This window comes from Bacillus sp. ISL-45, assembly GCF_018613195.1.
GTDB lineage: Bacteria > Bacillota > Bacilli > Bacillales > Cytobacillaceae > Mesobacillus.
Genome location: NZ_JAGGQQ010000004.1, coordinates 307,909 through 325,962, shown reverse-complemented (window position 1 = coordinate 325,962; position 18,054 = coordinate 307,909). Strand labels below are relative to the sequence as shown.

At 43.9% G+C, this 18,054-nt stretch carries 18 protein-coding genes and 1 other annotated feature; all 18 genes read left to right on the top strand.

All coding sequences use genetic code 11. From position 1 onward, the window contains the following. The first annotated feature begins 63 nt into the window (after positions 1-63). The 18 genes from ftsA (at position 64) to J7E35_RS04350 (ending at position 17,962) form a co-directional block, all read left to right on the top strand. Entirely contained in the window at positions 64-1,347 is a 1,284-nt protein-coding gene (gene ftsA / locus J7E35_RS04435) for a cell division protein FtsA (RefSeq protein ID WP_214777320.1), read from the top strand. A 40-nt stretch (positions 1,348-1,387) separates the two neighbouring features. After that, positions 1,388-2,530 (top strand): cell division protein FtsZ, encoded by a 1,143-nt coding sequence (gene ftsZ / locus J7E35_RS04430; RefSeq protein ID WP_214777318.1) that lies wholly within the window; start codon positions 1,388-1,390, stop codon positions 2,528-2,530. A 972-nt stretch (positions 2,531-3,502) separates the two neighbouring features. After that, positions 3,503-4,441 carry a sigma-E processing peptidase SpoIIGA gene (gene spoIIGA / locus J7E35_RS04425; protein WP_214777316.1) on the top strand — a complete coding sequence of 313 codons (939 nt, stop codon included), beginning with the start codon at positions 3,503-3,505 and terminating at the stop codon, positions 4,439-4,441. A 44-nt stretch (positions 4,442-4,485) separates the two neighbouring features. Next, positions 4,486-5,205 (top strand): RNA polymerase sporulation sigma factor SigE, encoded by a 720-nt coding sequence (gene sigE / locus J7E35_RS04420; RefSeq protein WP_214777313.1) that lies wholly within the window; start codon positions 4,486-4,488, stop codon positions 5,203-5,205. Positions 5,206-5,374: 169 nt separating this feature from the next. Further along, positions 5,375-6,154 carry an RNA polymerase sporulation sigma factor SigG gene (gene sigG / locus J7E35_RS04415; RefSeq protein WP_214777311.1) on the top strand — a complete coding sequence of 260 codons (780 nt, stop codon included), beginning with the start codon at positions 5,375-5,377 and terminating at the stop codon, positions 6,152-6,154. A 169-nt stretch (positions 6,155-6,323) separates the two neighbouring features. Next, the gene (locus tag J7E35_RS04410; RefSeq protein WP_214777308.1) at positions 6,324-6,596 is read left to right on the top strand and encodes a YlmC/YmxH family sporulation protein; all 273 of its coding nucleotides are present in this window, start codon (positions 6,324-6,326) and stop codon (positions 6,594-6,596) included. Positions 6,597-6,663: 67 nt separating this feature from the next. Continuing rightward, positions 6,664-7,494, top strand: a complete 831-nt coding sequence (gene pgeF / locus J7E35_RS04405; protein WP_214777305.1) for a peptidoglycan editing factor PgeF — start codon at positions 6,664-6,666, stop codon at positions 7,492-7,494. After that, positions 7,494-8,180 (top strand): YggS family pyridoxal phosphate-dependent enzyme, encoded by a 687-nt coding sequence (locus tag J7E35_RS04400; RefSeq protein ID WP_214777303.1) that lies wholly within the window; start codon positions 7,494-7,496, stop codon positions 8,178-8,180. The genes pgeF and J7E35_RS04400 overlap by 1 nt, the downstream gene beginning before the upstream one ends. Position 8,181: 1 nt before the next feature. Then, positions 8,182-8,622, top strand: coding sequence for a cell division protein SepF (locus tag J7E35_RS04395; RefSeq protein ID WP_102262124.1), 441 nt, complete (start codon positions 8,182-8,184; stop codon positions 8,620-8,622). 5 nt (positions 8,623-8,627) lie between these two features. Further along, complete coding sequence (locus J7E35_RS04390; RefSeq protein WP_214777302.1) at positions 8,628-8,888, top strand: YggT family protein; 261 nt, start codon at positions 8,628-8,630, stop codon at positions 8,886-8,888. 76 nt (positions 8,889-8,964) lie between these two features. Beyond that, the gene (locus J7E35_RS04385) at positions 8,965-9,738 is read left to right on the top strand and encodes a YlmH family RNA-binding protein (protein ID WP_214777300.1); all 774 of its coding nucleotides are present in this window, start codon (positions 8,965-8,967) and stop codon (positions 9,736-9,738) included. Positions 9,739-9,829: 91 nt separating this feature from the next. Next, on the top strand, positions 9,830-10,351 hold the full coding sequence (locus J7E35_RS04380) for a DivIVA domain-containing protein (RefSeq protein ID WP_214777298.1): 522 nt from the start codon (positions 9,830-9,832) through the stop codon (positions 10,349-10,351). Between the two features lie 50 nt (positions 10,352-10,401). After that, positions 10,402-10,642: a binding site (T-box leader), on the top strand. 78 nt (positions 10,643-10,720) lie between these two features. Next, positions 10,721-13,480, top strand: a complete 2,760-nt coding sequence (gene ileS, locus J7E35_RS04375; protein ID WP_214777296.1) for an isoleucine--tRNA ligase — start codon at positions 10,721-10,723, stop codon at positions 13,478-13,480. Positions 13,481-13,630: 150 nt separating this feature from the next. Beyond that, a complete protein-coding gene (locus J7E35_RS04370) occupies positions 13,631-13,918 on the top strand; it encodes a TraR/DksA C4-type zinc finger protein (RefSeq protein ID WP_214777293.1) in 288 nt (95 codons plus the stop codon). Positions 13,919-14,368: 450 nt separating this feature from the next. Beyond that, the gene (gene lspA, locus J7E35_RS04365) at positions 14,369-14,860 is read left to right on the top strand and encodes a signal peptidase II (protein ID WP_214777291.1); all 492 of its coding nucleotides are present in this window, start codon (positions 14,369-14,371) and stop codon (positions 14,858-14,860) included. Further along, positions 14,832-15,743, top strand: a complete 912-nt coding sequence (locus J7E35_RS04360; protein WP_214777289.1) for an RluA family pseudouridine synthase — start codon at positions 14,832-14,834, stop codon at positions 15,741-15,743. The genes lspA and J7E35_RS04360 overlap by 29 nt, the downstream gene beginning before the upstream one ends. Positions 15,744-15,954: 211 nt before the next feature. Beyond that, a complete protein-coding gene (pyrR, locus tag J7E35_RS04355) occupies positions 15,955-16,497 on the top strand; it encodes a bifunctional pyr operon transcriptional regulator/uracil phosphoribosyltransferase PyrR (RefSeq protein WP_214777287.1) in 543 nt (180 codons plus the stop codon). 145 nt (positions 16,498-16,642) lie between these two features. Further along, entirely contained in the window at positions 16,643-17,962 is a 1,320-nt protein-coding gene (locus J7E35_RS04350; RefSeq protein WP_214777285.1) for a solute carrier family 23 protein, read from the top strand. Positions 17,963-18,054 lie beyond the last annotated feature (92 nt).

The window sequence follows — 18,054 nt, the reverse complement described above, 5'->3', positions numbered from 1 at the left end:
AATTAGATAGTAGTTAGAAATTGTTGTTCGAACACTAGGAATTGATGAAGGAGGTGCCACAGAATGAACAGCAATGATATATACGTCAGTCTTGACATCGGTACATCCAGTGTGAAGGTAATCATTGGAGAAATGGTCAATGACACATTAAATATAATTGGTGTTGGCAATGTTAAGTCCGAAGGGTTAAGGAAGGGCTCCATTGTTGATATAGATGAAACCGTTCATTCTATTAAAAGGGCAATCGAACAAGCTGAAAGAATGATAGGTTTAAAGATTAACCAGGTGATTGTTGGTGTCACCGGCAATCATGTTTCCCTGTTGCCATGCCATGGCGTGGTTGCAGTTTCCAGCGACAATCGCGAGATCACGATCGAGGACGTTGCGAGAGTCATTGATGCTGCACAGGTGGTATCGATTCCGCCAGAGCGAGAGATAATAGACGTTATTCCTAAGCAATTTATCGTGGATGGTCTAGATGAGATCAATGATCCAAGGGGCATGATCGGTGTCAGGCTTGAAATGGAAGGAACGATTATTACTGGATCAAAGACTATCTTACATAATACTCTTCGTTGTGTTGAGCGGGCTGGACTTGAGATCGTGGATATTGGCCTGCAGCCGCTTGCCGCTGGAGCATTCGCGCTTTCAAAGGATGAAAAGAATATGGGTGTCGCAATGATTGATATCGGCGGCGGTTCATCAACGGTCGCTGTTTTTGAAAACGGGCACCTAAGAGGTACATCAGTCATTCCGGTTGGAGGAGACCATATCACTAAGGACTTATCAATCGGTTTGCGTACTACAACTGAAGAAGCGGATAATTTAAAATTGAAGCATGGACATGCCTTTTATGACCATGCATCGGAAGAGGAAGTATTCGAGGTTTCAATTATCGGCAGCGACCAGCAGCAGCAGTTCAACCAGCTGGAAGTGGCCGATATCATCGAGGCCAGAATGGAAGAAATTTTCTCCCTTGTCCAGGATGAATTGAAACATATGAACATAAGGGACCTGCCAGGCGGATTTGTCCTGACAGGTGGAACAGCCAATATGCAGGGTGTTCTGGAGCTTGCCCAGGATATTTTCCAAAGCAGGGTAAGAATCGCTATTCCGGATTATATTGGTGTAAGGGAACCCCAGTACACTACAGCAGTAGGCTTAATCCAATTTGCATATAAAAACGCAAAATTAAAAGGAAAGAAAATGGAAGCAGCTTTTAGTGAAATGGAACCAAAAGAAAAGAGAGTTCAAAAACAGCCGCATCCAAAATCGAAGCCTGAGAAACAGCCTGAAGAAAAAGTCACCACAAGAATGAAGAAATTTCTTGGCTACTTTTTTGAATAATCAGAGCTAACAGGAATTCGGCGAATTAGGAGGATTTGTCATGTTGGAATTTGATACGAATTTAGATTCACTTGCTACTATAAAAGTTATCGGTGTTGGCGGCGGCGGAAATAATGCGGTTAACCGAATGATCGAACACGGTGTCCAGGGTGTGGAATTCATCGCGGTCAATACAGACGCACAAGCACTTAACCTTTCCAAAGCTGAAATCAGAATGCAAATCGGCGCGAAATTGACGCGCGGACTTGGTGCAGGAGCAAATCCTGAGGTAGGCAAAAAAGCTGCCGAGGAAAGCAAAGAACAAATCGAAGAAGTGCTAAAAGGCGCAGATATGGTATTTGTTACTGCTGGTATGGGCGGAGGAACCGGTACTGGTGCAGCCCCGGTTATCGCTCAGATCGCTAAAGATCTTGGAGCGTTAACAGTGGGTGTTGTGACTCGTCCATTTACTTTTGAGGGACGCAAGCGTGCTGGACAAGCCGGCGGCGGTATCTCCTCGATGAAGGAAGCAGTAGATACATTGATCGTCATTCCTAACGATCGTTTGCTTGAGATTGTTGACAAGAGCACTCCGATGCTGGAAGCATTCCGCGAAGCGGATAATGTCCTGCGCCAGGGTGTCCAGGGTATTTCAGACCTGATCGCTACACCTGGTTTGATCAACCTTGACTTCGCTGACGTAAAAACAATCATGTCAAATAAAGGTTCAGCCTTGATGGGCATTGGGGTAGCATCAGGTGAAAACCGTGCTACAGAAGCAGCCAAAAAAGCTATTTCCTCTCCATTGCTTGAAACATCACTTGATGGAGCACAGGGTGTCCTTATGAACATTACTGGCGGAACGAATTTGAGCCTTTATGAAGTTCAGGAAGCTGCAGATATTGTTGCTTCTGCTTCAGATCAGGATGTGAACATGATCTTTGGTTCGGTTATCAATGATAACCTAAAAGATGAAATTATTGTTACGGTGATTGCAACTGGCTTCAATGAGGAAGTCGTCCAGCCTAAGCCGACAAGACCAGGTTTTGGCGGACAGCAAAAGCCAGGTATGGGCGCGATCAAGCGCGAACAGCCAAAACGTGAAGAAATCCAGCAGGAAGCACCAAGAAGCAACCAGTCACCACAGGGTGAGGATGCTCTTGATATCCCAACATTCCTGCGTAACCGCAACAGAAGACGCTAATATTATTGCAGAAGGGCATAGCCAAAATGGCTATGTCCTTTTTGGTGTTCCCAAAAATCTATCACATAAAATTCCTTAGGCAGTCCAAGAAAAGTATAGTGGTTTCCTATTAAATCCAGGATTCTTTTGCTCTCAGGGATAATAATCTGAAAATTGACAAAATCCGAAGGTAAAAGTGAAAATCTCTGTTGTTTTGTTGCCAGAATATGACACACTTCATAGGCCAATGACGATATACTTTTCCGTAACGGAATGATAGAGCAAAAGCAAACCGTTTAATAAGTGCTTGCCATGTGGCTGCTTACATTGCCCGACGCCAGCTTGGTTACAAACGAAATCGGAATTTAATAGGGTTAGCCAGTTTGAAAATGGTATGCTTGCACATTTTAGCAAGTGGAAGCTGGAGTTGGGCTCTGCACATAAGGGCAGAAAAGGCGCTTGCGGATTCTGTACCTGTATAAGCGTATAGAGTTTATACACTTAGATTAGTGTCTAGCTCCAGCGCATAGCCAGTTTTCATCCAGAGAGTGCTTCTTCGAGTACCTTGCGAGAAGCGTTAGCTTTGAGCAGCTCGAGACGTTTGTCTAGCTGCGGCTCCTAACTCCTCGAAACGCTTCGATCCTGCCAATGAAGTCAAAGAGCGACTTCACTGTCAGGCCCTCCAGCGCTTATCGGAGTTAGACAGTCGCCTACGCTTTTCGAATTGTCTAGTTTCGCCTCCTAGAAACTCCTAAACTTCAACTCCGCCGGCAGGGTCGGAGTCTCCAGTTTCTGTGTTTCTGGGCAGTCGGCTACACATTTAATTTTCGGGTCTGCCCAGTGCAGTCAAAGAACGACTACGACTTCACTGGTCGGCTCTCTGATGCACAGGACGTGCAGACCCGCCAGCCACACGATGTGGCGTTATAGGCGGGCAACGCTTGTCGGGGCTGGCTGACCAAGGCGCTTGCGCTTTTCTTAGGGGGATGAGAGGTGAAGGTATATCTGGATGTCATCTGGGCTCTGAATCTATTATTTGATACATTCCTTCTGTACCTGACTGCCATCATCCTGAAGAGACAGGTTAAGCTTTGGAGATTAGGTTTGGGAGGGGCTATCGGTTCATTGCTCATTATATTAGCAATTACTCCTTTTCATGCTGCAGCGGGGCACCCAGCAGGGAAATTGTTCTTTTCGATCATGATGGTCCTGGCAGCCTTTGGATATAAAAGATTCCGATTTTTCTTAAAGGCGCTCATGACTTTTTATGTAACGACCTTTCTGCTTGGAGGTACCCTGACAGGAGTACATTATTTTATCCAATTTGATATGAACCTGGCATCGAGTGTTGCTATGAATCATATCAAAGGGTTTGGTGATCCAATCAGCTGGCTGTTTGTATTGCTCGGGTTCCCGCTCGCATGGCATTTTTCGAGGCGGAATATTGAACAATTTGAAATGACAAAGATTCAATATGATTCACTGGCAGAAGTAAATGTGAAGTTCATGGAGATGGAGTTCAGCGTAAAAGGATTAATTGACAGCGGCAACCAGCTTTATGACCCTATTTCTAAAATGCCAGTCATGATTTTATCCATTGCAAATTATTTGGATAATATGCCAAGTGAACTTAAAAGGATTGCGGAAGATCCTGATTGTGTTTTGTCAGGAGATGGGAATTTTTCGATTCAGTTGGAAAATCGGATGAGAATCATTCCATGCAAGGTTGTCGGACAAGAGCATCAGTTAATTATTGCTTTTCATCCTGACAGCATTAAGATCACCACAAACGAAGGTACTTTTATTGCTGAAAAGGGTTTAATATCCTTTACTGTACAAGAATTATCGGCAGATGGCAGTTTTCAATGCATTATCCACCCTAAAATGCTGGCAGGGATGGCAAAGTCAGACCGGGCGGAGAAGGTAAGTTAATATTACTATACTCAGAAATACATAATTTAGAAGGAGGACAATCAATGAAAAATTTGCGGCTTCGGTTATCCTATTACTGGTATAAATTATTAATTAAACTAGGCTTGAAAACAGATGAAATATATTATATCGGCGGTAGCGAAGCGTTGCCACCTCCTTTAACGAAAGAAGAGGAAGAAGTGCTGTTGCATAAACTGCCAAAAGGGGATAAAGCAGCTCGGTCGATCCTGATTGAAAGGAATTTGAGACTCGTTGTCTACATCGCACGGAAATTCGAAAACACAGGCATCAATATAGAAGACTTAATCAGTATTGGAACAATCGGTTTAATCAAAGCGGTCAATACCTTTAATCCAGAGAAGAAAATCAAGCTGGCGACCTATGCATCCAGATGTATTGAAAATGAAATCCTCATGTATTTGCGCAGGAATAATAAACTTCGGTCAGAAGTTTCCTTTGATGAGCCGCTGAATATTGATTGGGATGGAAATGAACTGCTGCTGTCCGATGTTCTTGGTACAGATGATGATATTATCACGAAGGATCTCGAGTCCAATGTTGATAAAAAGTTGCTGGTTAAAGCGCTGCAGCAGCTTTCTGACCGCGAAAAGCAAATCATGGAATTGCGTTTCGGACTTGGAAGCGGTGAGGAAAAGACCCAAAAGGATGTCGCGGATATGCTGGGAATTTCACAGTCCTACATTTCACGTCTTGAAAAAAGAATCATCAAACGTTTGCGTAAAGAATTCAATAAAATGGTATAGCAGAAAAATTTTCAGCAAAATATTTTTAATGGTGATAACCGTGATAAAACAACGGTTTTACTGGACAATTCTTCCTGAAACCAGTCCAGGCTTCAGGTAAATAGTGCATATTTTTCCTTCTTGCGGAGATACTGATTTTTGACAGCAGCTCCTGTGAGGAGGGAAAAGATTGACACGAACCAAAGTTGAAATTTGCGGTGTTGATACATCAAAGCTTCCCGTTCTTAAAAACGAGGAAATGAGAAAACTTTTCAGAGAAATGCAAAGCGGTGACATCACAGCAAGAGAGAAACTTGTGAATGGGAACCTGAGGCTTGTTTTGAGTGTGATCCAGCGTTTTAACAACCGGGGCGAGTTTGTTGATGACCTGTTTCAGGTCGGATGTATAGGCCTTATGAAGTCCATTGATAATTTTGATCTCGGACAGAATGTTAAGTTTTCGACCTATGCTGTCCCCATGATCATCGGCGAAATCAGAAGGTATTTAAGAGATAATAATCCAATTAGAGTCTCCCGGTCGCTAAGGGATATAGCCTATAAGGCCCTGCAAGTGCGAGAAAAGCTGATGAGTGAGGCATCCAGGGAGCCGACTGCAGAGGAAATTGCCAAGGTGCTTGAAGTACCGCATGAAGAGATTGTTTTCGCCCTTGATGCCATCCAGGATCCAGTCTCCTTATTTGAGCCGATTTATAATGATGGCGGAGATCCAATCTATGTAATGGATCAGCTAAGTGATGAACGGAACAAGGATACAAACTGGATAGAGGAAATCGCCCTGAAAGAAGGCATGAGACGGCTGAATGAGAGGGAAAAATTAATTTTAAGGAAAAGATTCTTCCAGGGTAAGACACAAATGGAGGTAGCCGATGAAATCGGCATCTCACAAGCCCAGGTCTCCCGCCTTGAGAAAGCAGCCATTAAACAAATGAATAAAAATATACAAAGCTAAGCTGCCTTTGGGGCAGCTTTTTCATTTTCATAGGGTAAGGCTGAAACAAAAGAATGACTGGACATCCAATCTAATCAGTATTGACTGAACTAATTCATACATCTGTATTACCTTCATATAATTTAAAAAAGGGCTGACAAACGCCAAAGTGAAATCCGGAGGGATCTGTATGGTTAAGGTGACAGAATTTCAAGTTAAGGATGTCGTGAATGTTTCGGATGGCAAAAGGCTTGGTAATATAGAGGATTTTGAAATCAATTTAAATTCAGGTAAAATCGAAGCGGTTGTAATAGGGAGTTCTGGAAAGGTGCTTGGATTCTTCGGAAAGGAAGAAGAAGTTGTGATTCCCTGGAGAAACATCCTGAAAATAGGTGAGGATGTCATTTTAGTCCGGTATAAAGACAGCGGTGAATATCTGCAGCAAAATGACAGTGGTGAGTAAGGTCGTAATACTGTTGTATTGCGGCTTGTATGTGATAAACTAGACAAAAACGTGTGAGGTAAAGACAATGGAGCCATTCATCTTAAAAAGTGAAGAATATTTTGTCATAAAAGAGTGGATGGAACGTTATCCAGGACTTGAAGCAGGGTTCACGACAAAGAATGGTGGTGTGAGCAAGCAGGATGCTTTTACAGGACTGAACTTCGGTTTTCATGTTGGAGACGAGCAGAATGCGGTTTGCCAAAATCGTCTTCTGATGGCCGATAAGATTGCATTTCCTCTCTCCAGCTGGGTCGGAGCGGAACAAACCCATGATATCCAGATTGCAATGGTCGGACAATCTGCTCAAGGAAGAGGCTCTGTAACTTATGATTCTTCTTTTTCAGGGACGGATGGCTTTATGACAGATGAGCAGGGAATCCTTCTGACACTTTGTTTTGCAGATTGTGTGCCGGTATATTTTATAGAACCAGAGACGAGGTTGATTGGAGTCGCTCATGCTGGCTGGAAAGGAACTGTTCATGGCATTGCAGCCGAGATGATCAGCAAATTTCAGCAAAATGGCGCAAAAACGGAAAAAATTTCTGCCATAATTGGCCCATCAATATGCAAAAAATGTTATATTGTTGATGAGAGAGTCGTCAATTTAGTGAAAAATATACTAGATGGTGTCGATATATTACCATATAATCAAGTTAGTGAAGGCCAATATTCTCTCGATTTAAAGGAAGTGAACCGTCAGATTCTGTTAAAAGCAGGCGTGGAAGACGGGAATATACAGGTTACCGATTATTGCACAAGCTGCCACAGTGAGCATTTCTATTCGCATAGACGGGATAACGGCAGTGCTGGGCGAATGTTGGCTTATATCGGCTGGAAGGAGGATAGCCATCCATAATGAATGTCAGAGAAAATCTGGAGGTTATCCAGAGTCAAATAGCAGATGCCTGTAAAAAAGGCGGGCGCAATCCAGAAGAGGTCAAGATCATTGCGGTTACTAAATACGTTTCACCAGAAAGGGCCCAGGAAGCAATTGATGCAGGTGTCACCCATCTTGGTGAAAACCGGGATGAAGGACTGCTTCACAAAATTGGCCACTTAGAGGACAAGCCTGTATGGCATTTTATCGGAACACTGCAAACGAGAAAAGTGAAAAACATAATTGAACATGTTACATATATTCATTCATTGGACAGGCTTTCGCTTGCGAAGGAAATAAACAAGCGGTCCGATTCAAAAGTGAATTGTCTTATTCAGGTCAACGCATCCGGTGAAGAGAGCAAGCATGGGTTGGGACCGGATGAAGTCATTGGTTTTGTACAAGACCTGAAGCAGTTTGATAACATCCAGATCAGCGGATTGATGACGATGGCTCCCCTCACTGAGGACCAGCAAGTGATCAGGGATTGTTTCAGGACACTGAAGAGTCTCCAGGCTGAAATACAGTTGCTTCAACTGGAAAATGCACCATGTGATGAATTGTCAATGGGAATGTCAAATGATTTTCAAATAGCTGTTGAAGAGGGATCCACAATGGTGCGCATTGGCACTGCATTGGTAGGGAACGAATCGGAGGTGCAATAATATGAGCTTAAAATCAAAAATTAAGACATTTTTTTTCCTGGAAGATGAATATGACTATAATGATGAGGAAATGCTCGAGGAAGAAGCGGAGCCTTTCAAGCCCAATAAACAGCCTGTCCAGCAAAAGCAGAATGTGGTAAGCCTGCAAAGTGTGCAAAAATCCTCCAAGGTTATCCTCATGGAACCGAGGATGTACGCTGAAGCCCAGGAAATCGCTGACCATTTAAAAAATCGCCGGGCGGTCGTTGTGAACCTGCAGCGTATCGAACAGGATCAGGCAAGGCGCATAGTGGACTTCCTTAGCGGAACAGTTTATGCAATCAGCGGTGATATCCAGCGGATCGGCATGAATATATTTTTATGTACCCCGGATAATGTGGAAGTCACAGGAAATATTTCTGAGCTGATGCAGGAGCGGGATTACCAAGAGTCGAGGTGGTAGATTAAATGGATTTAGTAATAAGTATAATAGCTCAGTTAGTTAGTCTTTATCAGTGGGCCCTGATTATTTATATTTTCATGTCATGGTTCCCTAACGCAAGAGAAACGGCAATCGGACAATTTTTGGCGCGTATTTGCGAACCATTCCTGGAGCCTTTCCGCCGGATTGTTCCTTCAATTGGCATGATTGATATATCACCAATCGTCGCTTTCCTTGTATTGCGTTTTGCTGTCAGCGGCTTGTATCAGCTGGCTGCATGGTTTTAATAAGGATATTCTTGTCTTGCAGGGTCTGAATCAGGCCCTGCTTATTTTCTATCAAGGTAATAAAAGGAGTACATAAATGTCTATTTACCAGCATTTTCGTCCTGAGGAAAGGGAATTTATCGATCAGGTCATTAACTGGAAAGAATATGTTGAGCAAAATTATGCTCCGAAATTGACTGATTTTTTGGATCCAAGAGAGCAGCAGATACTTTCAACGGTCATAGGCAAGCATCCTGATGTAAAATGGGAGCTATTTGGCGGTGCTCCTGGGACTGAAAGAAAACGTGCATATCTATTTCCTGAGTACTTGGAAGCTAAAGAAGAAGATTTCCAGGTGAAGCTTTTCCGAATTGATTATGCAAAAAAGTTTGTGAATATCGAACACCGGCAAGTTTTGGGCAGCTTGATGTCCCTCGGCTTGAAGCGAGGGAAATTTGGAGATATCCTGATTGATGGAGATGACGTGCAATTTTTTGCAGCTGAGGAAATCGCCGATTACATCCGGCTGCAATTAGAATCGATTGGCAGGGCATCGATTGGGTTGTCAGAGCTTCCGCTTGAAAAGGCTGCGGCTATTGCTGAGGAATGGAATGAAATAAGCACGACTGTTTCATCATTGCGTCTGGACACCGTCATGTCGGCTTTATTCAATCTCTCTAGGCAGAAATCCCAGCTGCTTATCCAGCATGGACAAGCAAAGGTTAATTGGACAGGTATTGAAAATACAGCATTTGAATGCGGTGAGGGGGATGTTATATCCGCACGAGGATACGGGCGTGCGAAAATCATCACAATCGAAGGAAAAACAAAAAAAGATAAATATCGAGTTATTGCCGGAAGAAAAAAATAATTATATAGTTATAGAAGAAGGATTTTTAGTGTTTTTGTCGAATCATTGCTTTAAGTACATATAGGATCATAACTTAATGGGAGGTGGCGTAATGCCTTTAACGCCGTTAGATATACACAACAAAGAATTCAATAAGGGATTTCGCGGGTATGATGAAGATGAAGTGAATGAGTTCCTTGATCAAGTTATCAAGGACTACGAACTAATAATCCGAGAGAAAAAAGAGCTGGAAGAAAAATTGAATGAAATGAATTCAAGGCTTGGACACTTTACCAACATTGAAGAAACATTGAATAAATCAATCGTGATCGCCCAGGAAGCGGGAGAAGAAGTTCGCCGCAACGCACAAAAAGAAGCGAAGCTGATCATTAAGGAAGCTGAAAAGAATGCTGACAGAATCATCAACGAATCCTTATCCAAGGCACGTAAAATCGCTTTGGAAATCGAAGAGTTAAAAAAGCAGTCTAAAGTGTTCAGGACAAGATTCAAGATGCTGATCGAAGCGCAGCTTGATATGCTGAACACAGATGACTGGGATCACCTGCTCGAATATGAATTGGATTCAACAGAATTAAAGTCGACTGCGCGGGAAGAAGAAGATTCACTGGCTTGACGCGGGGGCGTTATTTCGCATATAATTTCATAACAAAGTGCAATTACATGACAGAAACGATGACAGGGACAGTATGGCGTTCCAGTTGCTTGCTTTTCAGCGAAATGGGGAAGGTGGGAGCCCATTGCAAGCGGATAGCCAGAAAATCACCCGATAGTTCCGAGCTGAACATCCTATTAGGACCAGTAAGCACAGGCGTGACATTCGCGTTAAGAATGCTAAGAGGACAGTATGATGAATACTTGTCTATTTAGGGTGGTACCGCGGGAATAAAACCTTCTCGTCCCTTTTCAGGGATGAGGGGTTTTTTTTATTTTCCAAAAATCGTTTTCTTTCATGATTGCAACGGAAAAATAGGAGGAACAATTAATGGAGTACAAAGATACTTTACTCATGCCGAAGACCGAGTTTCCAATGCGCGGAAACCTTCCGAACAGGGAACCAGAAATCCAGGCAAAATGGGAAGAAATGAATATCTATGAAAAGGTTCAAAAACACACCGAAGGGCGTCCGCTGTTTATCCTGCATGATGGACCTCCCTATGCCAATGGAGATATCCATATGGGGCACGCACTAAATAAGATCCTCAAGGATTTTATCGTCCGCTATAAATCAATGAGCGGTTTCAGCTCGCCTTATGTACCAGGCTGGGATACTCACGGCTTGCCAATCGAGCAGGCACTGACGAATAAGGGCGTAAAACGCAAGGAAATGACGGTTGCCGAGTTCAGGAAGCTGTGTGAAGAATATGCTTACCAGCAGATTGAAAATCAGCGTGAACAGTTCAAACGTCTGGGAGTGAGAGGCGACTGGGAAAACCCTTATATCACTTTGAAGCCTGAATATGAAGCACAGCAAATTAAAGTATTCGGAGAAATGGCAAAAAAAGGTTACATCTACAAAGGCAAAAAGCCTGTCTACTGGTCACCGTCAAGTGAATCTGCACTTGCAGAAGCCGAGATTGAATACCAGGATAAGCGTTCTGCATCCATCTATGTTGGCTTCCCGGTAAAAGACGGCAAAGGCGTACTGGACCAGGATGTCGAAATCATCATCTGGACAACAACCCCATGGACGATCCCTGCTAACCTTGGAATTTCCGTACATCCTGATTTGACATACGTTGTGGTAAAAGCTGACGGCAGGAAATTCCTTGTAGCTGAAGATCTTCTTGAAGCAGTAACGAATGAAATTGGTTGGGAAGATGCTGCAACAGTTAAGAAGGTTGCTGGAAAAGAGCTTGAAGGCGTTCTTGCACAGCATCCATTATACGGCCGAGATTCACTTGTCATGCTAGGCGAGCACGTTACAACCGATGCCGGTACTGGATGTGTCCACACTGCACCTGGACACGGGGAGGATGACTTCCATGTTGGCCAGAAGTACGGCCTTGAAGTTTTATGCCCTGTAGATGATAAGGGTGTAATGACAGCTGAAGCAGAAGGCTTTGAAGGTCTATTCTATGATCAGGCAAACAAGCCAATCACAGAAAAACTTGAAGAAGCTGGTGCTTTGCTGAAGCTAAGCTTTATCACACACTCATACCCGCATGACTGGAGAACGAAAAAACCTGTTATCTTCCGTGCTACGGCACAGTGGTTTGCGTCTATCAAAGACTTCCGTGGTGAATTGCTAAAAGCTGTAGAAGAAACAAAATGGGTTCCGGCATGGGGCGAGACAAGATTATTCAATATGGTCCGTGACCGCGGTGACTGGTGTATTTCCCGTCAGCGTGCATGGGGCGTACCAATTCCGGTATTCTATGCAGAAAACGGCCAGGAAATCATCACGGATGAAACGATCGAACATGTTTCAAACCTGTTCCGTAAGCATGGTTCTAATATCTGGTTTGAAAAAGAAGCGAAGGAATTGCTCCCTGAGGGATTCAGCCACCCTGGCAGCCCTAATGGCCAATTTACAAAAGAAACGGACATCATGGATGTTTGGTTCGATTCAGGTTCATCCCATCAGGCAGTTCTTGTAGAGCGTGATGATCTCCAGCGCCCGGCGGATCTTTATTTGGAAGGATCTGATCAATACCGAGGCTGGTTCAACTCATCATTATCAACAGCAGTTGCCGTAACAGGAAAAGCACCTTACAAGGGTGTCCTAAGCCACGGTTTCGCACTTGATGGTGAAGGCCGCAAGATGAGTAAATCTATTGGTAATGTAGTCGTTCCTGCGAAGGTTATGAACCAGTTGGGTGCCGATATCCTGCGTCTCTGGGTTGCATCCGTCGATTATCAATCCGACGTCCGTGTTTCTGACGCGATCCTGAAGCAGGTTGCTGAAGTGTACCGTAAAATCCGTAATACATTCAGATTCTTGCTTGGCAACCTTTCGGATTTCAACCCTGAAACAGATGCTGTGCCATTCGAGCAGCTGCGCGAGGTTGATCAGTTCATGCTCGTGAAGTTGAACAAATTGATCAAGTATGTGCGCAATGCATATGACAATTATGAATTTGCAGGCGTCTACCATGCGGTCAACAACTTCTGTACGCTTGATTTGAGTGCATTCTACCTTGATTTTGCCAAGGATGTTCTTTACATTGAAGCTTCAGGCAACGCTGAGCGCCGTGCAATCCAGACGGTATTGCACGAGAGTCTGATTGCATTGGTTAAGCTTACTGCACCGATTCTTTCCCACACAGCAGATGAGGTATGGGGATTCATCCCAACAGCGAAGGCAGACAGCGTCCAGCTGACAGATATGCCGGAAGCAAAGGAAATCGCAGATGCGGAAGCTCTTGAAAAAAAATGGAATGCATTTATGAAGCTTCGTGACAATGTTCTAAAGGCACTTGAAGAAGCAAGGAACTCAAAAGTGATCGGCAAATCGCTGACAGCAAAGGTTTCTTTATACGTAAACGACAGCACAAGAGAGCTTCTGGATTCAATCTCTGAAAACTTAAGCCAGCTGTTCATTGTTTCAGGATTCGAGGTAGCCGGAAGCTACGATCAGGCGCCTGACAATGCGATCAAGCTAGAAAATGCAGCGATTGTGGTTACAAAGGCTGAAGGTGAAACTTGCGAAAGATGCTGGGTTGTCACACCAGATGTCGGCAAAGTCGAAGAACATCCAACACTATGTGAACGATGTGCAACGGTTGTAAAAGAAAATTACTAATTGATTTGTGGACTCCGGATATTTATCCGGAGTTTTTTTTTGCCAAATATCTTCCTGCTTGGGAAATCCTGCAGTACATGTAAAAAGTTAAGTTGAGTCAGCATGACGCCTGTGGAAATAATAGCTGTAAACAGGAACGGGGGCAGATACATGGAAGGTAATCTCGATTACATTTACAAAGAGCTCCGCGAAACGAGAACAGAATTGTTAGCGTACCTGAATGACGGCCAGAAAGACGAAAGGATTTTGCATTATATAAATGATGAACTTCACGATATCGAAGCAGCGCTGGAAAAAATGGAAAATGGCGAATATGGGAAATGCGAAATATCTGGAGAATACCTGCCATACGAAGTTTTGCAGACCATTCCAACAGCTAAATCAGCTGTGGAGTTAGATCAAATTGAACAATACTACCGTAAGCCGATCTATTCGTGAGATTCATTCTTGATATGGCAGTAAAATGTGATTGAATTTTCGGAATGAGAAGAGTGGATTAACAAATTAGTTGTCCGCACTGGAAAAATCTTTAAAAAATTTCCAAGTCGCCAATAAAAATGAATTTTCGCCAATATAAATCGGAAATCGCCAATAAAAAGTTAAAATCGCCAATAAAACAATAGACCAGTACAATCACTGTAAAAATACTAGCCAAAATCACCAGTTTAAATTTAAATTTCTCGGTTAAAAGCTGATTTACCACTTTTTAAAAGTCAGGAACATAACTAAAACTTATAAAATCTGTCGTTTTTTAAAAAAAAGCATATTCAACAATTTGAGAACTGTCCAGCTCCAGCGCTTGTCGGGGGTGACCAGGCGCTTGCGCTTTTCTTAATATGTGCTAAAATGCAAAGGTAATGAATTGCTGTGAATGTGGAGGTTACCTTTGTGTTTTATTACATAATTGCACTGTTTATTATCTTGCTTGACCAGGTTTCTAAATGGTTTATTGTCAAAAACATGGAGCTTGGGGAAAGCATAAAGGTCATAGAGAATTTCTTGTACATCACTTCACACCGCAACCGTGGTGCTGCATGGGGAATCCTGCAGGGGCAAATGTGGTTCTTTTATGTCATTACCATCATTGTGGTGATTGGCCTTGTCGTCTATATTCAAAAAGCAGCTAAAGGCAAACTTCTGCTGGGTGTTTCGCTTGGTTTTATGCTGGGCGGGGCAATTGGGAACTTTATCGACAGGGTATACCGAAAGGAAGTTGTTGATTTCATCAACACCTATATTTTGGGATACGATTTCCCTATCTTCAATATTGCTGATTCTGCACTGGTGATCGGTGTAGGATTGTTGATGATTGACATGATCAGGGAAGAGAGAGAGGCGAAAAGAAAAGCTTATGGAGAAAATGGAACACATCATCAGTGAGGAACAGGCTGGTGACAGAATAGATAAAGTGGTATCTACACTTGATCCGGAATGGTCGAGGAGCCAGGTACAGCAATGGATCAAGGACGGGAACGTTCTTGTCAATGGAGCTCAAATCAAAACAAATTATAAATGCAGCTTGAATGATCAGCTGGAAATCAACATCCCGGAGCCTGAAGCGTTGGATGTAATCGCAGAGGAAATGGACCTTGAGATTTATTATGAGGATGCAGATGTCCTTGTTGTGAACAAGCCCAAAGGAATGGTCGTCCATCCAGCGCCTGGACATATGACTGGAACTCTTGTAAATGGGCTCATGGCGCACTGTAAGGATTTATCTGGTATCAATGGCGTGCTCCGACCGGGAATCGTCCACCGGATTGATAAGGATACCTCCGGACTTTTGATGGTGGCAAAAAATGATATGGCACACGAAAGCCTGGTGAACCAGCTGGTGGCCAAATCTGTTACTCGCAAATACAAGGCGCTCGTACATGGAACTATCCAGCATGATCATGGTACAATTGACGCTCCGCTTGGGCGCGATCAAAGGGACCGCCAGAGCATGACAGTTGTCGATAATGGCAAAAATGCGGTCACACATTTTAATGTTCTCGAACGCTTCAAGGACTTTACTTATGTGGAATGCCAGCTTGAAACAGGCAGGACGCACCAGATTCGTGTCCATATGAAATACATCGGTTATCCGCTGGCCGGAGACCCTAAATACGGACCGAAAAAGACGCTTGATATTGGCGGACAGGCTTTGCATGCTGGCCTGCTTGGATTTGACCACCCAAGGACAGGGGAGTATCTGGAGTTTGAAGCTCAGCTCCCTGAGTATTTCGTAAACCTCTTAAATGATTTAAGAGAAAATCGTTGACAAAGTTCAACATCTATTTTAAGATGACTATAGTTTAATAAGTCCTTTAAAGACAGTCCCGTGAGGCTGAGAAGGAAACGGATTTGCAATAGGCATATGATGTATGCTCTGCTGCATGCTAACACCACACGTTTACCCTCTTGCCGAAACAGGCAAGAGGGTTTTTTACTTGTCCGTTTTCAAACCATAGAAAGAGAAGGAGTGAAAACAAATGACTGAAAAAGCGGTTGTGCTCGACAACCAGGGAATCCGCAGGGCACTGACGAGGATTGCTCATGAAATCATCGAAAGAAACAAAGGAATCGAAGACAGCGTCATTGTCGGGATCCGTACCAGAGGAATTTATATCGCCAAAAGGCTGGCGGAAAGAATCCGTGAGATCGAAGGAGCAGATATCCCGGTGGGTGAGCTAGATATCACCCTGTATCGCGATGACTTGACGAAGAAGACGGATGATCAGGAGCCTGAGGTTAAAGGATCGGATATCCCAGTCGACATCTCGAATAAAAAAGTGATTCTGGTTGATGATGTTCTTTATACAGGCAGGACAGTCCGAGCGGCGATGGATGCATTGATTGACATTGGCCGGCCGGCGACCATCCAGCTTGCTGTGCTGGTCGACAGAGGACACAGGGAGCTGCCGATCAGGGCAGACTTTGTGGGCAAGAACATCCCGACCTCAAGTGCGGAAAGAATCGTCGTTGAGCTGCAGGAAGTAGATGAAGAAGAACGCGTAAGCATTTTTGAAAAATAAATAATGCCCTTTTAAATGCAGTCCAGAGAGGCTGAAAAGGGGGAACGCATTGCTGATGGCTTTGTGCGGGTTTTTTTAGACCCATACCCTCTTTGTATCTACTGGCAAAGAGGGTTTTTTTGTACAAAAGAGAGGAGATAAAAAAATGAATAAACCAATCTTAGACATTAAAGATGTACCATCACCATTCCAATGGTTCACACTTAGCCTTCAGCACTTATTCGCCATGTTTGGCGCGACAATTCTTGTACCTTACCTTGTCGGCTTAAGTCCGGCCATCGCCTTGATTTCAAGCGGCCTTGGAACGATCGCTTTCCTGATTATCACTAAATTCCAGGTTCCGGCTTACCTTGGATCATCCTTCGCGTTCATCGCTCCGGTCATCGCAGCCAAAGCAGGCGGAGGACCTGGTGCAGCGATGATTGGAACATTCCTTGCAGGTCTGGTATACGGAATCGTAGCCCTGATCATCAAGAAGGCAGGCTACCGCTGGATCATGCGTCTGCTGCCACCGGTCGTCGTGGGCCCAGTCATCATTGTCATTGGACTCTCACTGGCAGGAACAGCAGTCAGCATGGCAATGAATGTCCCTGGCACTACGGAGTACAGCTTGATTCATTTCTCTGCAGCTTTAGTAACTCTTGCAGCAACAATCGTCTTCTCAATTTACGGAAAGGGAATGCTCAGCATGGTCCCAATTCTTGCCGGAATCATAGTGGGGTATTTATACTCCATGGCAATAGGAATTGTGGATTTCAGCGGAGTTAAAGAAGCGGACTTTTTCGAGATGCCAGACTTTATCTTCCCATTCGTTCATTACAATGTAAGTATCAGCTGGGAGATCGTCATGCTGATGGTTCCAGTTGCAATCGTCACTTTGTCAGAGCATATCGGCCACCAGCTAGTACTGAGCAAGGTTGTCGGCAGAGACTATATCAAAGAACCAGGTCTTCACCGCTCCATTATGGGTGATGGTATGGCGACGATGATTTCCGGTTTGATCGGCGGACCGCCAAAGACGACTTACGGCGAAAACATCGGTGTCCTTGCGATTACTAGAGTGTACAGCGTATATGTCCTGCTTGGCGCAGCTATCATTGCGACAGTATTCGGATTCATCGGCAAAATTACGGCATTGATCAGCTCAATTCCAACACCGGTTATGGGCGGCGTCTCAATCCTGCTGTTCGGGATCATCGCTTCATCAGGTTTGAGAATGCTTGTGGACAGCAAAATAGACTTTGGCAACACAAGAAACCTGGTCGTCTCATCAGTCATCCTCGTAATCGGGATTGGCGGAGCATTCATTAAGCTGAATGAAAACTTCGAAATACATGGTATGGCTTTAGCGGCCCTGATTGGTGTCATCCTTAACCTGGTCCTGCCTGGACGCCCGGAACTAGAAGAAGATATGTTTGATATGGAAACTGAAAAAAAAACTGAGGAAAAGAACGATGTAGCATAGTTCCACCTTTTAAAGAAGTCCAGAGAGGCTTAGAAGGGTGTTATGAGCGAACCGGCTTATTCAAGATGCACGCAAACCCGAAAATTCGGGGT

Excerpts from the sequence above, each read along its gene's own strand:
- J7E35_RS04400 (WP_214777303.1), top strand. The coding sequence starts at position 7,494 with ATGAATGTCAGAGAAAATCTGGAGGTTATCCAGAGTCAAATAGCAGAT.
- J7E35_RS04390 (WP_214777302.1), top strand. The coding sequence starts at position 8,628 with ATGGATTTAGTAATAAGTATAATAGCTCAGTTAGTTAGTCTTTATCAG.
- J7E35_RS04350 (WP_214777285.1), top strand. The coding sequence starts at position 16,643 with ATGAATAAACCAATCTTAGACATTAAAGATGTACCATCACCATTCCAA.
- pyrR (WP_214777287.1), top strand. The coding sequence starts at position 15,955 with ATGACTGAAAAAGCGGTTGTGCTCGACAACCAGGGAATCCGCAGGGCA.
- J7E35_RS04380 (WP_214777298.1), top strand. The coding sequence starts at position 9,830 with ATGCCTTTAACGCCGTTAGATATACACAACAAAGAATTCAATAAGGGA.
- J7E35_RS04385 (WP_214777300.1), top strand. The coding sequence starts at position 8,965 with ATGTCTATTTACCAGCATTTTCGTCCTGAGGAAAGGGAATTTATCGAT.
- J7E35_RS04370 (WP_214777293.1), top strand. The coding sequence starts at position 13,631 with ATGGAAGGTAATCTCGATTACATTTACAAAGAGCTCCGCGAAACGAGA.
- sigE (WP_214777313.1), top strand. The coding sequence starts at position 4,486 with ATGAAAAATTTGCGGCTTCGGTTATCCTATTACTGGTATAAATTATTA.
- J7E35_RS04410 (WP_214777308.1), top strand. The coding sequence starts at position 6,324 with ATGGTTAAGGTGACAGAATTTCAAGTTAAGGATGTCGTGAATGTTTCG.
- ileS (WP_214777296.1), top strand. The coding sequence starts at position 10,721 with ATGGAGTACAAAGATACTTTACTCATGCCGAAGACCGAGTTTCCAATG.
- ftsA (WP_214777320.1), top strand. The coding sequence starts at position 64 with ATGAACAGCAATGATATATACGTCAGTCTTGACATCGGTACATCCAGT.
- J7E35_RS04360 (WP_214777289.1), top strand. The coding sequence starts at position 14,832 with ATGGAGAAAATGGAACACATCATCAGTGAGGAACAGGCTGGTGACAGA.
- J7E35_RS04395 (WP_102262124.1), top strand. The coding sequence starts at position 8,182 with ATGAGCTTAAAATCAAAAATTAAGACATTTTTTTTCCTGGAAGATGAA.
- pgeF (WP_214777305.1), top strand. The coding sequence starts at position 6,664 with ATGGAGCCATTCATCTTAAAAAGTGAAGAATATTTTGTCATAAAAGAG.
- ftsZ (WP_214777318.1), top strand. The coding sequence starts at position 1,388 with ATGTTGGAATTTGATACGAATTTAGATTCACTTGCTACTATAAAAGTT.